Origin of the sequence: Vibrio ulleungensis (assembly GCF_016900875.1) — a bacterium.
GTDB lineage: Bacteria > Pseudomonadota > Gammaproteobacteria > Enterobacterales > Vibrionaceae > Vibrio > Vibrio ulleungensis.
Genome location: NZ_JAFEUM010000004.1, coordinates 374571 through 389630 on the forward strand (window position 1 = coordinate 374571; position 15060 = coordinate 389630).

General features: G+C 45.5%; 11 protein-coding genes. 4 read left to right on the plus strand and 7 right to left on the minus strand.

The window, feature by feature from the left end; all coding sequences use genetic code 11:
* Positions 1 to 56 precede the first annotated feature (56 nt).
* The 3 genes from JQC93_RS12555 to JQC93_RS12565 all read right to left on the minus strand — a co-directional run bounded on the left by JQC93_RS12555 (position 57) and on the right by JQC93_RS12565 (position 4018).
* Positions 57 to 1709: an ABC transporter substrate-binding protein gene (locus tag JQC93_RS12555; RefSeq protein ID WP_236009530.1), complete on the minus strand. Its 1653-nt coding sequence runs from the start codon at positions 1707 to 1709 to the stop codon at positions 57 to 59.
* Positions 1710 to 1905: 196 nt separating this feature from the next.
* A complete protein-coding gene (locus tag JQC93_RS12560; RefSeq protein WP_205158780.1) occupies positions 1906 to 2970 on the minus strand; it encodes a LacI family DNA-binding transcriptional regulator in 1065 nt (354 codons plus the stop codon).
* Positions 2971 to 3115: 145 nt separating this feature from the next.
* Entirely contained in the window at positions 3116 to 4018 is a 903-nt protein-coding gene (locus JQC93_RS12565) for a LysR family transcriptional regulator (protein ID WP_205158781.1), read from the minus strand.
* 166 nt (positions 4019 to 4184) lie between these two features.
* Here JQC93_RS12565 and JQC93_RS12570 point away from each other — a divergent pair, with 166 nt between their 5' ends.
* Both JQC93_RS12570 and JQC93_RS12575 read left to right on the plus strand, forming a co-directional pair.
* A complete protein-coding gene (locus tag JQC93_RS12570) occupies positions 4185 to 5267 on the plus strand; it encodes a DUF3179 domain-containing (seleno)protein (RefSeq protein WP_205158782.1) in 1083 nt (360 codons plus the stop codon).
* 141 nt (positions 5268 to 5408) lie between these two features.
* The gene (locus JQC93_RS12575) at positions 5409 to 5900 is read left to right on the plus strand and encodes a hypothetical protein (protein ID WP_205158783.1); all 492 of its coding nucleotides are present in this window, start codon (positions 5409 to 5411) and stop codon (positions 5898 to 5900) included.
* Positions 5901 to 6055: 155 nt separating this feature from the next.
* Here the strand turns inward: JQC93_RS12575 and xylB are convergent, their stop codons facing one another.
* Complete coding sequence (gene xylB / locus JQC93_RS12580) at positions 6056 to 7507, minus strand: xylulokinase (protein ID WP_205158784.1); 1452 nt, start codon at positions 7505 to 7507, stop codon at positions 6056 to 6058.
* Positions 7508 to 7819: 312 nt separating this feature from the next.
* Here xylB and JQC93_RS12585 point away from each other — a divergent pair, with 312 nt between their 5' ends.
* Entirely contained in the window at positions 7820 to 9013 is a 1194-nt protein-coding gene (locus tag JQC93_RS12585; protein ID WP_205158785.1) for a XylR family transcriptional regulator, read from the plus strand.
* Positions 9014 to 9152: 139 nt separating this feature from the next.
* On the opposite strand, the gene JQC93_RS12590 is transcribed toward JQC93_RS12585, so the two are convergent.
* On the minus strand, positions 9153 to 11507 hold the full coding sequence (locus JQC93_RS12590) for a glycoside hydrolase family 3 N-terminal domain-containing protein (RefSeq protein ID WP_328834595.1): 2355 nt from the start codon (positions 11505 to 11507) through the stop codon (positions 9153 to 9155).
* A 425-nt stretch (positions 11508 to 11932) separates the two neighbouring features.
* Positions 11933 to 12355, minus strand: a complete 423-nt coding sequence (locus JQC93_RS12595) for a glycine zipper domain-containing protein (RefSeq protein ID WP_205158831.1) — start codon at positions 12353 to 12355, stop codon at positions 11933 to 11935.
* A gap of 314 nt (positions 12356 to 12669) precedes the next feature.
* On the opposite strand from JQC93_RS12595, the gene JQC93_RS12600 reads away from it, so the two are divergent.
* A complete protein-coding gene (locus tag JQC93_RS12600) occupies positions 12670 to 13791 on the plus strand; it encodes a helix-turn-helix domain-containing protein (protein ID WP_205158786.1) in 1122 nt (373 codons plus the stop codon).
* Positions 13792 to 14184: 393 nt separating this feature from the next.
* Here JQC93_RS12600 and JQC93_RS12605 read toward each other — a convergent pair whose 3' ends face one another.
* The gene (locus JQC93_RS12605; protein WP_205158787.1) at positions 14185 to 14898 is read right to left on the minus strand and encodes a glutathione S-transferase family protein; all 714 of its coding nucleotides are present in this window, start codon (positions 14896 to 14898) and stop codon (positions 14185 to 14187) included.
* Between the last annotated feature and the right edge of the window lie 162 nt (positions 14899 to 15060).

The following is a 15060-nucleotide window of genomic DNA, read 5'->3' on the forward strand; positions in this document are numbered from 1 at the left end:
AAATGGGTGGGTAAAAATAGAAAGGCCGGCGGTTTCCCGCCGGCTAAGGTTTGTTTTTATCTTGGTTCTAGGTTCATTACGTGGATGATGCGGCTCATGCCGTCCCATGGTGCAGGGTGCACAAATGGGTTGTCTGCGTTAGCAAATCCAGTAAAGCGAGTGTCGTTGTACTCGTACCACACACCGTTGTAGTACAGTGGGATTTGAACAACGTTTTCTGCAAAGTAACGCTCGATCTTACCAGCGTACACTTTTTGCTCACTTTCGTCTTGAGTTAAGCCTAGGTCTGCAATCCACTTATCGATGTCGCCATTTTTGTAGTTGCTCGACGTGGTTGACCACCACATGTTGGTCTTAGCGTAGCGAGAGTGCATGGTGTAGTCGTAGAATTTCCACATAGACGATTGCAGTGAGTTACCACCAAACTGCATATCAAAGTTGCCGCTTTCCCAGTTAGACGAGTAAGCATTCACTTCTGGCGTCACGATGGTTGCGTTAATGCCCGCCATGCGCATACCTTCTACCGCAATGGAGGTGTTATTTACCCAATCACTCCAACCACTTGGTACTTGCACCTTAAAGGTTAGCTTTTGTCCGGTTGGTGTTTCCACAAAGCCGTCACCATTGGTGTCTTTAAATCCACCTTTAGCTAACAGCTCTTTTGCCGCGGCAACATCGTAACGATTTAAATCACTCCAAGCTTTATCGGCTTCAGCGTCACGCCAACGCCATTGGCTGGTCGGTAGACCTGTTGCTGGGTTGTCACCAGAAACGTAGCCATAGGCTCCAATCATCATCATCGCTTCACGATCCATCGACAGGCTGACCGCCTTACGGAAATCGATATTAGCGAACGCTTCTTTTGCTGCTTCGTTCTCGGTTTCGTAGTTAAACGTTAGACGTACACCATCGCTTGATGGGAACCAGTATTTGTTGTTTGGATCCTTAGCAACAAAGGTGCGATCGATGTCGGGAACAAAAATGCCTGCCCAGTCGAACTCGCCTTTAGACATCATTTCCAATGCTGCGTCATTACTTGAAATTTGAGGGAACTCGACGCAATTCACTTTAAGATCAGTGTTCCAGTAGTGCGGGTTTTTACACAATACGTACACTTGCGGTGTAAAGCGTTGAACTTCGGTAAACGGGCCTGTTGCCACAGGGTTTGGATTGGTTTGCGCCGCTGGGTTATCGATGTTTTCCCAGATATGCTTTGGAATGATCTTAGTGGTTTCGCCAATAACGTCTTGGGCAGCAAATGCGTTTGCTGTATTCAGTTCAATGGTCAACGTATGGTCGTCAATCTTTTTGATCTCTTTGACCTTCGACGATAAACCACCGTTATCGATTTCTGGGTGGCTACGCGGGTAATTAAACGTGAAGATTACGTCATCGGCAGTGAAATCTTCACCATCTGACCACTTCACTCCTTCACGCAATTTTACGGTTAGCGTTTTTAGGTCATCACTCAGTTCAAAACTGGTGCCCAACCAATTATGCACCTTTGAATCGTCGAGTAGATCGAATACAAATAAAGATTCATACGAGAAGTCATGGCGACCACCGATGAACGGGTTGAAGTTTCTTACCCAGCCGGTAGAAAACTCGTCAAGTACGCGGAGATTTGGCATGCTGTCAGCATCGGCATGCACAGGTAGAGCAGTTGCAGCAGACACAGCCGCCGCGATTAGTAGAGTACGTTTTATCATTATATTTCCTTATTAAACAATGCGATACTCGAGTAATACACTGTCTTCGAGAGTGGCATTTTTCTTTCTTACGCGAATTGTTCACAAGGATATTATCGAGGGTGTGATCGGCTCAGTGTGACGCTGCTCCCAAGCCGAATCGGATTCATAAAGTTATTGTCTGAAACTCAGCAAACGCCCACAAAATCGTTTGCTTTCATGAAACTTTTGGACGCTGAAGGTTTTTCAAACGCCTGTTTGCACTACTAGACCATGAAACTTCGTTTAAGTCGCGAGTACTTTCACGCTCAAAGAAACTTACCGCTGGTACTTCATAATTGGCATCATTTCCACCAATGATGTCCAAAATATAGTTGATTGCTAACTCACCAATTTCGAAGAAGGGTTGTCGAATGGTAGTAAGGCGTGGGATGTAGTAGTCAGCCATTTGAACGTCATCAAAACCAACCACCGAGACGTCTTTAGGTACTGCTATTCCCATCTGATGGAGTGCTTGAATTGCGCCAAACGCACAAAGATCATTGGCCACAAACATCGCGGTGACATCCGGTCGCTTTTTCTTGATCGCTTGAGCTTGCCAAAAGCCGCCATATTGATCATAGTGCCCATCGCCAACCAATTCAGGGTCGTAGGCAATACCAGCACTTTTAAGTGCGCGCTTATACCCGGCCAGACGCTCTCGAGCATCCAAACTTCGTTGCGGTCCGCACACATGAGCTATCTTTCTGTGCCCCTTTTGAATCAGGTGGTTAGTCGCCAAATAACCCCCTAACTCGTTGTCAATATTAAGTACAGGTATATCACCAGACTCTCCGTCTCGAGACATAAACAATACTGGGATGGAGCCGCAAATTTGTTTCACTTCAACAGAGGATAGAAAGCCGCCTAATACGATTATCCCGTCCACTTTTCGCTGTACGTAATCTTGCAGTTCCATCCGTTCACGCTCCAGTTTCCACTGGGTGGTTTCTACGATGAGGTCGTAACTGTGGCAGTGCATTCTACTCGACATACCTTCCAAAATGGCGCTTACCCACGAGGTATCGTACGAAGGAGCAACCACCCCAATTAACATGTTTCGTTTGGTGGAGGGTTGGTTTTTGCGTTTTCGCGGCCGGAAACCTAGCTCAAAAATAGCAGTTTCGATGGCATCGACTTTTTCCTTGGTGATAAAGGAAGTTCGATTGAGATAACGCGACACGGTTGCAGGTGAGACGCTAGCGTGTTTGGCGACATCGTAGATAGTGGCTTTTTTGTGCATAGGGAGCCCATAGAAAATTAGCCGAGAGAGCACACAATCGACCATAATTGACGAAGACTCTCAAGCGCCAACCGTCAAAACTGCTGTGACATCGACAAAAATCGCGAAAGCAACTATTTGAAACACATTTGCCATGTCCTACTCGCTACAGCATTGTGCGGTATTGATGATATGTATCCAGCAATTGCTGTTTTACAAAACGGGCTACGGGCCCAAATGACGCCCCTTCGCGGGTCAGTAACTCATACGCCCAACTTCCTGTATCGACCAAGAACTCAACATCTAACTGTCGTAATTCATTACTGGCGACCAACTTAACGTAGTGCGCTGGAAACACTGCCCATCCGCCCTTTTCTAGCAGTTTAAGCAACACCGAATCGTCTGTGATCACTGAGTTGGATGCAGACAGCACCACATTTTTACCAATTGGCGAATGAATCAAAAACTCGGGAATGTACTGCTGTTCTTTTTCTAATGCAGCCATGCTGATCGACTGCTGACTAGCAAGGTGAGAGGCTTTGTGTGCGTAAAAGGCAAATCGAAGCCCACCAAGAACCGTAAATTTTAAATTGCCTTCAGGTCGCTCCAGCGCTGATTTTAAACATACAGCAAGATCGGCCTGCTCGGTCAATAAGTCATCAATAGCGCTGGCTCTGTCTCGCTGCACCCAGTTAAGTCGTGTGTAGGGAAACGATAATAGTGCTTCATGATGAATTTTTGCAATATCCGCTGCTGTCAGCGACATATCGTGAGCAATAGTGACACTTTGCTCTACCCCCGATGCAAGACTATGACTGCGCTCATTTAATGAGTCCATTTGAAACAAAATGTGCTCTGCGTGGTTCAATAACCCTTTGGCGGCGTCCAGCAGCACTGGCGCACGCTTGGAGCGGTCAAACAGCGTCATATTCCAATCAATTTCAAGATTGCCCACCTGCTGATGGATTGTCGCACGATCTTTTTTTAACACTTTGGCCGCTCGGCTAAACGACCCATGTTTTGCTACAGCAACAAATGCGCTGAGCTGCTCGATAGAAACTCTACTCATAATCCCTCGTTAGATAAAACCCAACACAACTGAGATTACATGCTGAACGAAATAGATACAATACTGAATCATAGAGGTGAGCAAATTGAGAATTGCATCCCATCAACTCAACCCAACGAAACGGCTCACAGTATTTGTTCCGTTTTTACATTTAGGTAAACAAACTATGAATAAGAAAATTCTATTTAACCTTTCAGCACTATCCCTCGCTCTTTTTGCGATCTATTGTGCCGTTTTGATGACTGAGCCAGGGCAAGTCATTGGTGTTCCAAGAGATCGTTTATTAGCGTATTACAAGCACATGGACACTTTTTGGTTCCTCCAAATCCTTGCGTTAGTTGGTCTTTGGATTGCCAACGTTAAAGGAAAATTTTGGAAACCGGTCTGGATGTACCTTGCGTCATTAGGCGTAGTGCTGTCATTTTGGGCGCAGTCGTACGCGATGCCAACCGCCTTTCCGACCGATCAATTTAAGGCGAACTATCACTCTGTTGAAGACGCAGATGCGCACATTCCAGAGCAAGATACTCGCGTTTATGTGACGCACATTAACGGCGAAACGCGCATTTTCCCACGCTACCACGTACAAATTCCGCACGTAGCAGGTTGGGAGCAAGATGGTACAGAGTATGCAATTACCTTCTGCGGCTTATCGAACCTACCTATGGTGGTAGAAACTGATTACGGACTTGGCGACAGTAACTTGCAGGTATTGGGACAGGCGCACAACAATCTGATTTTTAAAGATGTTACCAATGGTACGGCCATTCAGCAGATCACTATGCAATCTGAGTTTACAGACCACTCAACCAAGGTCCACCCAAACACCATGATGGAGTGGCAGGACGCAAAAGAGCTCTACCCTGATGCAATGGTTTACCTATATTCAATGGATCGCATGATTGATGGCATCTTGCTAGACCTGTTTGAAGAGCCACTGGTACAGCAGCGAGATACCAACAACCCGAACTTTATCTTTAATACACTCGATTTAGAGGATCACCGTCTTAACCCGAAATCGGAAGTATTTGGTATCGATATTGGCGAGCAGCAAATGGCAATCGAAGTAGAGTTTGCTCGTAATAACGACGGTCATCGATTCACCCTAGGTGAACAAACGCTAGAAATCATCTCAAATGGAAATATCGTAATGCTGGTTGATGAAACTGGCCAACAGATCCCAACGCATAATGGTGTTCACTTTGGAATCTGGTCGCAGTTTTTCCCAAATACGGAGGTTCTTAACTAACTCCCTAAATATCCTGTACTACAGGTCCAGAGCGAACTCAATCATGCTCTGGACCTTCTGAAAGACCTTTATCAATACACTAACTCTCATGGATGAGGCGGTTACTACCCGTTAATTAAAGAGAGAATCCAAATGAATATCATGACTAAATCTTTCGCTGTTGCTACTTTGCTCTTATCTTCATCAGCAGCCTTTGCCTCCACTCCAGTGCAAACTCAAGAAGACAAGACTAAGTTTGTCCATGAGTTGGCGGGCAATGTGGTTGAGCAACTTAACCAACGATTTCCACAAACCTGGCACGAAGAGCTCAACGTAACTCGCGCGAGCGCCGTTGACCACATTGTTATATTGCATACCGAACTCACTTACGACAGTGAACGCACGCCAATCCGCGCAGAAGAACAAGGTCTCACACAAGATGAACTGATCACGGCGTACGCGCTTAAGAATGAAGCTCTTGAAGTCACCTTAGCTTATGCCGCCTGTAAGGCTGCAACGGTATCGGACGAGACAAGAGTTTTTCTACTCGAAGGAGGCTACTTTCTTGCTAACGTCAACTACAGCGACGGCACCCGTTTTGGCACTGTCCACATCAACTCTGAAACCTGTAAACAAGAACCAATGATCAACTAATTACTAAAGTTCAATTAATAGTTTACCAAATCAATAAAGCCTCCCCTGTGTTTGCGCGCAGGGGAGGCTTTTTAAACTGTGCTACTGCGCTGAGTTAAGCGAGCTTTGATGCGCATGCTCTCAATACTCATCTGATTCAACGTTACCTGACGAACTTAAAACACACTTTTAAGTTGCTGATATAACGTTTGGTAAACTTCGCGCTTCGGCTGATAAAGGGTTGTCTGAGTTACATCTGGCAGATGCGTTTGTACAACAATAGGCTCTGGGCAGACGTCGCTGATGGTCATCTGTGGATTGGTTCCCAAAATGGCCAACCTTGCAGCGCCAAGCGCAGGTCCCACATCGCCCCCTTCACGGAACACCACTTTCATTCCAAAAATGTCAGCAAGCATTTGACGCCAATACGCACTGCGCGCACCGCCACCAATCAATGAAATCTCGTCTGGCACAAGGTCTGTTGCATGGAGTGCATCCAAACCATCGGCAAAGGCAAAGCCTACTCCTTCCAACACTGCTTGAACAAGGTCAAACTTAGTCGTCGAGTGAGTCATACCAAAGAAAACCCCTTTTGCATTTGGATCGTTGTGTGGCGTTCTTTCACCGGACAAGTAAGGTAAGAAGATCACCTTAGAATCAGGATCATGGTTCGCTTCCGTTTGTTTGAGCATTTCGCCTACGTCGTTAAATCCTGTCAACGAAGCCACCCAATCTAAACAAGATGCGGCGCTGAGGACCACCGACATAGCGTGCCAAGTATTTGGAATGGCATGGCAAAAACTGTGCAATGCGGAGTCTGGATTTGCGATAAAGCCATCGCTTACCGCGAAGTAGACACCCGAGGTACCTAGCGAGAGCATACCTTGTCCTGGAGATGTTATCCCAACACCAACAGCACCGGCTGCGTTATCACCCCCTCCGGCAATGATAGGGACACACTCCATGCCCCATTGGCTGGCTAACGCTTGACTCAAATGACCAGTGACCTCACTACCCTCGTACAGTTTTGGCATTTGCTCTAGCGTCAATCCGGTAGCTTCAAGAAGCTCTTCATTCCATTGGCGAGTGCTAACGTCCATCCACAACGTGCCTGCTGCATCTGACACATCAGACGCAAAATCGCCACTTAACTTGTAGCGTAGGTAATCTTTTGGCAATAGCACCTTATCAATCTTAGAGAACACGTCTGGCTCGTGATTTTTTACCCACTTCAGCTTAGGAGCAGTAAATCCGGGCATCATAATATTGCCGGTAATGTCGCGGCTAGTGGGCACGTCAGCTTCCAGCTCTGCACATTCTGCTGCGCAGCGACCATCGTTCCATAATATGGCAGGACGTAAAATGTCACCTTGAGCATCAAGCAAGGTTGCACCGTGCATTTGACCTGATAGACCCATGGCTTTCACTTCAGACAAAGCAACCTGTTTTCCTAATGACACTATCGCATCGCAAGTTGCTTGCCACCAGTCATTCGGTTTTTGCTCAGACCATAGCGGTTTCGGTCTTTGTACGGTTAACGACTCAGTGGCACTGGCAAGTAACTCGCCTTGGCTGCTTAACGCGATCACTTTCACGCCTGACGTTCCCAAATCTATACCCAAATACATACTTCCCTCCAAACGAGATCTATTGCGGAATGACCCTTCGTTCACCGCATCATTAAACTCATCTTGGATTAGGGATCTCTATTGCTCAATTACGTTTTTTAATAGCGCGATTCAGTGATTTAGTGACTGGGGCTTAGATCACACAACAAGTCGTCCCACCGAACATACAGTATGAAATACCTTAATCATTGAAAGGTTTACGTTTTTTAGTATTTGATTAGGCAAATTTATTGGTTGCGGAAACGATCACAAAGCGCGTGACGCCGGATTGCTAGACTGCCATTGTGTCCAGCCCACAATATAAGTATATAAATGGATAGACGTTTTCGAATTACTCTACTTTTTAACGCCAACAAAGTGTATGACCGTGAGGTAATGGAAGGAATTGGCGAATACTTGCAAGCTTCACAAAGTAATTGGGACATTTTTATCGAAGAGGACTTCACAACCCACTTAGACAATTTTCATAACTGGGTCGGCGACGGCGTGATTGCTGACTTTGACAACCCAGACATCATAAAGCTAGTCAAAAACACCCAGCTCCCTGTGGTGGGAGTAGGTGGATCGTATCATAACGAGTCAGACTACCCAGACTACCCTTATGTCGCCACCGACAACTGTGGTTTGGTGGAGCTTGCGTTCCAACACCTAAAGGAAAAAGGGCTAGAGAACTTTGCTTTCTACGGCATGCCTCATCACTCTCACAACCTATGGGCAAGAGAGCGAGAGCAAGCGTTTAAAAACTTAGTCCACGCCGAAGGCTATAAGGGTTCAGTGTATCGCGGCAGCGAAACCTCACCGCAGACTTGGCAGTATGACATGAACCGTCTTGCCGACTGGTTGCAGCGTTTGCCGACGCCAACCGGCATAATTGCGGTAACCGATTCTCGTGCGCGCCATTTACTGCAAATGTGTGAGCACCTAGGGATCATGGTGCCAGATAAAGTATCGGTGATTGGCATAGATAACGAAGAACTGGCTCGCTATTTAACCCGTGTTTCACTCAGTTCCGTAGGACAAGGGTGTAAGCAGATGGGCTATCGCGCGGCCAAAATGTTGCACAAACAGATGACCGCTGTGACCCAAGGAGACTGTGAGAATCCGGCAGAGGTATTAAACAACCCTCGAGTGATTATCCCACCTTCGCAAGTATTTTGTCGTCAAAGCACCGACTTCCAAGCGTTGAAAGACCCATATGTGATCCAAGCGATGCACTACATTAGGCACAATGCGGTCAAAGGCATTAAAGTTGAACAGGTACTTAGTTACGTGGGTATCTCTCGCTCTAATATGGAAGCTCGCTTTAGAGAAGAGCGTGGGCATTCTATTCATCAGGAAATTCACAACTCTAAACTGCAGCGCGCCTGTAACTTGCTCGAAACAACCAGCCTGCCTATCGCGGAAATTGCCGAATTGTGTGGTTACCCGTCCCTGCAGTATATGTACACGGTGTTTAAGAAGAATCTTGAGCAAACACCGAAAGACTATCGAGATCTAAAAAAGTAGTACAATGACTGCGTAATGATTCTTTGCCGACTCGCTAATGTGAGCAAACGAAAACGCCCCGCCAATGACCGTTGTCACTCGCGGGGCGTATTTCATAGCACAAAAAATAAGGGACTCCGTATCGGCCCCCTAAGAATATTTATCGAGTTTCACACACCATGCGCCACTGTTTAGGCAGAACGCGTTTTGTGCCCTCGACCATCACCATCGCACGTTGATGAATACTGTCTGCGCTGCTACCAACCATAATTTCAAACTCACCCGCTTCAACCACACGTTGACCCGAGTAATCGGTAAAGTTAAGCATATCAACAGGTAAACTAAAGCACACCTTTTTGGTCTCACCAGCAGCCAGTTCCACTTTGTTAAAGCCTTTTAACTCTTTAAGTGGTCGCACAAGCGAGCAGACGCAATCACGTACATACAGCTGAACAACCTCGCTACCGGCTACATCTCCGCGATTGGACACTTCAATAGTAACGTCAATCACTCCTTCCATATCTACACTGGATTGCGCGAGTGTCATTTCACCATATTCAAACTGGGTGTAGCTGAGGCCGTAACCAAATCCATACTTAGATCCAAAATGGAAGGCAACCGGTGTACCGGCACTTTTTAACTTGTGGTTATAAAAGTAAGGCACTGCTCCTGCGCTTTTCGGAATCGATACGGTTAAGCGCCCGCTAGGATTGACCACACCGCAAAGCACATCTGCAATTGCACGAGCACCTTCTTGACCCGGTGCCCAGCCGCACACTATCGCCGCGACTTTATCTTCTAATCCACCGAGGTTGTATGGGCGTCCACCCGTCATAACGACGACGACCGGCTTACCTGTATCCACAGCTCGTTGGAGCATGTTCAATTGCACACCTGGCAACTCTAGACTATCAACGTCCGATCCTTCGCCAACAGTACCGGTCTGGAACAGACCCGCGAGATCGCCCACACAGACTATTGCGACTTCAGCAGCATTAATGGTGCTTTCCATTTCAGCAAAGCCAGTAATGTCCTCACTTAATGGCCACTTAGCCTCATGATCAATCACCATGTTAACGTCGCCAGGGAAAACCGGAGCATTAGCGTGGCGCTCCGTTAAAATGTCGCACCCTTTGGCGTAGCTTACATGCTCAAATTGTTGGGAAAGCGCGTCCAAGATTGTCGGGCACACTTTGACACCATCGGATTCTTCTTTACTTAAAATAAGGTGAACGGGGAAGCTGTATCCACCTAGCAGTGCCATCGCGTCATCAGCTGTTGGACCAACAACGGCCAGTTTAGTTTGCGCAGCCAAAGGTAGCGTGTTTCTGTTTTCCAGCAACACAATAGACTCAGAGGCGACTTGATAGGCCAACGCATCGGCTTTATCACTGGTTAGGCATACGCTCTCAACGTCGGTGTACGGATCCTCAAACAGCCCAAGCTCAAATTTCGCTTTCAGGACACGAGACACTGTTTCATCCAAATCGGCTTCGCTAATCAACCCTTTTTCAAGCGCCTGCTTAAAGCGAGAGCTGGTGCAATCATCAGGTAACTCGACATCAACACCTGCTTTCAGGGCGAGTGCGGCTGCACCTTCCACAGTATCGGTTAACGCGTGGTGACTTTTGAGCAGCTCGATGCCGCCATAGTCCGCAACAATCAGCCCATCAAAACCCCATTGGTTACGCAGCACGTCTGTTAATAGATGGTGCGATGCGTGACAGGCTTCGTTGTCTATATCGTGATAAGCCGGCATTACCGAGGCAGCATTACCAAGTTTTACCGCCATTTCAAATGGCAACAAGAAGGTGTCGTTAAGCTCTTTAAACCCTAGGTGCACAGGAGCGTGATTTCTTGCCCCTTCACTGTATGAGTGACCGACAAAGTGTTTGAGTGTCGCGTATAGATCTCGCTTCTCTCCTTGCAGTCCTTTCACATACGATATGGCCATGATGCCCGTGTGATAAGGATCTTCAGATAGACACTCTTCTGTTCTACCCCAACGCACATCTCGCGATACATCCAATACCGGCGCTAAGCCTTGTTTACAGCCTACCGAGCGAGCTTGATCTCCAATCTCTTCGGCTAATTGCTCAATCAGTTGTGGATTCCAAGTGTGACCATAATTTAACGAGGAAGGACACAGTGTTGCACCTTTCGCCATCAGGCCGACCAAACATTCTTCGTGTGGAATAGCAGGAATGCCCAGTCTCGTCTCTTCTACAAGTTGCTTTTGGAGTGCGTTAAGTGCCATAACCCCTTCTTTAGCATCGACAGGAACCGTCCCCAGCGGGCGCGTGATCTGCCCTAACCCATGCGCCAGTTTTTCGCTCAAACTGCTACTTTGAGTACTATCGGTCATTTCTAGTTCGCGAGTCTGGTGATCGCCATCAGCTTGAAGTTTGAGCCACTGCGCACCGAGTTGTGCCACTTTTTCGTCAATCGTCATACGGCTGAGTAGGTCCTCAACGCGTTGATTTACGGGTAATGTAGGATCTTGATACTTTTTCACGAGGTCTCCAATACATGCAGATTTTTAGAATAGTGGATAAATAGTGAGGGATTTTTCTGGGAAAGTCTGAGCGTAGCAAGACGTTTGCGAAATTAATAAATAACAAAATTAGAAATCATAAATGGCCAATTACGTTCAATAAGCCTCACAGAAACATGCTGTTACCTTCGAGAAAAGAAATTGACCATCGCGATGCTAGGTCGTTCATTTGGGTATAAAAAAACCGAGCCATCATGGCTCGGTCAAAATATGGAGGGCAACACTTTCACCAATCGAACTCACTAAGTGCTCATAAAGTTGCGCTGGATAAATCGCTAAGAACATGGCAAAGAATATCGTAGGTAGTTGTTCGACCTATAAATTCTTCAACGCAGTATCTGTGACTTTAACAAGTAAGAATGATCAACTAGTTGCTTTGGTTGGCATTAGCTCTCTTCACTGTCAGGAGCAGATTTCTCTAACTCCGTTTCCATGTCGGCTAATTTTTGTTCAAGCTCAATCAACTTAATTTCTGCTTCAAGCTCAGCAACACGGCGCTCTGCGTCACTGCGAGTATCTTGAGACACACCATCTGCAAGTACTTGGTTACGATCACTTTCTCTTGAGTCTTGAAGATCTTTCATCGAACCGGACACACCACCAGCCACACCGCCTAAAGCCGCACCTTGTACCGCGAGCGTTGCATCTCCGGTTAGAGCACCCATTGTGGCACCTAATAGTGCACCACCTGCTGCACCGCGGTTGCGAGCTGCATGTTCATTTTCCGCGTCAAACGCGGGTGAGGCACATCCTGTGGCAATCAATAAAGTAGTCGTCAATAGAAGAAGGTTACGTTTTGGGAATGTCATCATGGCTGTGTACTCAAATGAAATGTTTGATGCCCAATAGCATACGCATAGCTTTAAGACTGTGGAAATGAGTTGTAATGATGTCGATGATAAGCACTGGTTATCAGAGAGCACCATGTTTCCACATCATCATGTGACAGTGTCACCTGTTACGATATACCACTACATGATTACTCTTTTTGGTGGAATGCGCGTGACTTCTCAAATGCATATACGAAATCTCGTAATCCCATTTCTAAATTTGGTATCTAGATTCCAATGCTGATTTACTTTGTTATATTAATGTTGTATTGCATAAGTGTGAAGGTATTGCTGTGAAGAAAATATTAGTATTGTTAGACGTTATGGTATTTTTCGATCGTGAACTATTTAGAGGCATTCAAGCAGCGTTAAAAACCTACTCTACGCAAAGCACTGTTTATTTAAGCTCACAAAACGACATTGATAGCCTTAGATTAACCAAATGGGATGTGGTTATTGCTGATGGAGATAAAGTTAGCGACATTAATGCTATAAGCTCCTTGGCTAACTTATGCTTAATATATTCTAGTAGTGAACTAAATGATGTACCTAAAAATGTTCAAGTGCTCTCTTTAGATAATGAGCAATTTGCGAGCTTAGCGCTAGGGAAATTTTTAGACTTAGGTATTAAAAAAGTTGGCTTTTATTGTAATGAGTTTGACGATAAATTTTTGTGGAATAGAGAGCGAAAACACGCCTTTTTAGAACATGCCAAAAATGTTGGTCTTTCAATTATCGATATGCAGCATTACCAACCTCAGCGTAACCACGAGCAAATGGGCGTGTTTTGCAGTACCGACCGTTCCGCAAGAACGCTGTTGCAATCACTCTCCGATCAACGGGTGATGATCCCACAACAAGTTGCTGTCATAGGTGTTGACTGCGACCCAATAGAAAACGAGATTTCACCAATATCAATCACATCCATCGACATAAATCCATTTGATATTGGAAAACAAGCGGTACAGTCGGTGTTCAGTTTACGCCGAAACCAACACCACAGGTATACTGCTAGCCATATAGAAATCAACGATTCATGTCGCGAAGATTATCAGCAAGATACTGTCGTAAGTCAGGCTCTGTTTTACATCTACAACAACTATCAGAATCCGATAAAGGTCTCAACCATCGCTCGTTATTGCCGCGTATCTCGGAAGACGTTGGATACCCGATTTCTAAACGCCAAAGGCATTACCGTTCATCAATACATTGTAAATACTCGTGTCGAGCGTGCCAAAAAATACTTAATAGAGTCGGATGAATCTATCGAAGAAATCGCAATGCGTTGCGGTTACCCGCATCACAGCTACTTATACCAGGTATTCAAGAAACACATGAACTGTACGCCTGTAGACTATAGAAAGTCATTCCGTGAAAATAACAATATAGGGGAAGATAGATCAATAACACATTAATGTGGTATTGCAAAGCATCCATGATTTAATTACCAATTTATTCAATGTAACAATAAGAAAAATTATTACTACTTAGTATTAGAACTTACACTAGTTATAAAAAAAGGATGAATACAAAAGCTCTAACCACTATTAGTTCACTGCCGTCATTTCTGTAAGGGTGTTTAATAGAAGACAATCCTTACCCTTCAAACAATACTATTTCATCAACAACTACTCAAAACCTTAAAGCACTGACGATGATGAAGAAAGAGGTGCAACCACACAAGATGCGCTCAATGTAGGCCTTCATTTTGAAGCTTGGTGGTAACCTTACTTACCCGTTTGATTTGCCCTACGCCTAATGTGGGGCAAATCATTGCAGGGGAAAGTTGCTATAGCCGCATAATGCGATTAACCACAACACGAACTCGTGGCTGGCTGCTGGCTTTTGCATTTGTCAGATGCACATGACTTACCTTGCTTAACTAACTCAAAATAATTATTGGTAAAATAGTATCCGCCAAATTTCTCGATAAAGTCACTGGGCACCGTTTTTTGCGGTAGGCCAGAATCAAGCAAAGCTTGCTGCCAGCGCTGAACTTTAGGAAAGCCATCAAGCATGTCGATACCTATGTGCTCTTTAATGACTGCCGCGCGATGCAATAGTGGCAACCAAGCGATATCTACATTAGTGATAGACTGACCTTTAAAAAATGGCGTATCACCCAGTTTGTTTTCGGCTTTGGCAAAGGCCTTAGACAATTTATCCAATCGAGTAAGATAGGTTTGTTCATCTTTCGCAGACATCGTCCCACACTGCGGCATATAGTGCTTGCTAGCTTGATAGGACCAAGCACGATCCAAAGCTTTTTCTTCTGCACTCAGCGCCTCAATCGGAGCGTATTTATCATCCAAGTACTCAACAATCGCATCCGATTCAAACAGAACAGTCTGGTTCTCTGTAATCAGGACAGGCACCTGACCATTAGGTGAAATATCTAAGAACCATTGTGGTTTGTTATTGAGCTCAATGTATTCGATGTCATACGGGACATTTTTCATTTCTAAAGCGCCCATTACGCGTTGCACAAACGGGCAGTTTTTAAAGCTGATGAGTTTAAGCATATTCTCTCCGGTTCGGTCAGATTCTTTTATTTACACTTCTAAGACGAGCCGATTGAAAAAAAGACGAAGATTTAATGAAAATTTTTCTATGTCCATCTACTTTCGACAAGGTTATTGGTAAAGAACCATGCATTTTATTCATACAGGGCAGTCACTTAGCGA